The 1203-nt window shown below is 50.5% G+C and carries 1 protein-coding gene; it reads left to right on the top strand.

Going from position 1 to position 1203, the window contains the following annotated elements; all coding sequences use genetic code 11:
• Nucleotides 1–1203, top strand: a 1203-nt coding sequence (valS, locus tag AC6I5A_RS07035) for a valine--tRNA ligase (RefSeq protein ID WP_034613487.1), incomplete at both ends; no start/stop codon positions are given.

Here is a 1203-nt window from a genome sequence, read left to right as displayed (position 1 = left end):
CTACAACACCCTCTGGTTACCCGGGACAGATCATGCGGGGATAGCAACTCAGGCCAGAGTGGAAGAGCAGTTAGCTATAGAAGGAACGAATCGCCTTGAGCTGGGGCGTGAAAAATTTTTAGAACGGGTCTGGGATTGGAAACGGCAGTATGGGGGGCAAATAACGCGGCAGTTACGCCGCCTGGGCGCGTCATGTGATTGGGAACGCGAGCGTTTTACGATGGATGAAGGGTGCTCGCAGGCGGTTCGGGAAGCGTTTGTTACACTTTATAATAAAGGGCTGATTTATCGTGGAAACTATATTATCAATTGGTGCCCCAAATGTCATACTACGATTTCGGATATTGAAGTTGAACACGTCGATCGTGAAGGGAATTTATATTACCTCTGTTACCCGGTAAAAGACAGTGACGAGACTTTCGTTGTGGCAACCACCCGGCCCGAAACCATGTTCGGGGATACGGCCGTGGCGGTGCATCCGGACGATGAGCGGTATCGGCATTTAATTGGGAAAACAGTGCTCCTTCCCCTTACGGAGCGGGAAATTCCGGTCATTGCGGATGACTATGTCGATCGGGAGTTTGGAACCGGTGCGCTGAAAATCACCCCCGCGCATGACCCGAATGACTTTGAGATTGGGCTGCGTCATCAATTGCCCCAGATTGTCGTCTTGGATAAAGAAGCCAAAATGAATGAAAATGCAGGCCCATACAGAGGGATGGATCGTTTCGAAGCACGCCTTGCCGTAGCGAAGGAGTTATTGGCTCAAGGGATCCTCCTTAAAACCGAACCGCATGCCCATGCTGTTGGGGAATGCTATCGTTGCTCCACCGTGATAGAACCAATGGTGAGTAAACAATGGTTCGTGAAAATGGAGCCCCTTGCGAAGCCTGCGATAGAAGTCGTCAAAGATGGGCGGTTGGAATTTGTTCCGGATCGTTTTGCGAAGATTTATCTTGGTTGGATGGAAAACATCCGGGATTGGTGTATTTCTCGCCAACTGTGGTGGGGACATCGCATCCCGGTCTGGTATTGTGAGGATTGTGGTCTGGAGATCTGTGCGGGTGATGATCCCTTAACCTGTCCTACATGCGGAGCAAACCGGCTGCTGCAAGATCCTGACGTTTTAGATACGTGGTTTTCTTCCGGACTTTGGCCTTTTTCTACCTTGGGTTGGCCGAAAAAAACGCCCGAACAAGAACA

The sequence above is a fragment of the Desulfosporosinus sp. Tol-M2 genome (assembly GCF_059735615.1).
Note: the sequence above shows the minus strand (reverse complement) of the source record. Positions and strands in the feature narration are given on the sequence as shown.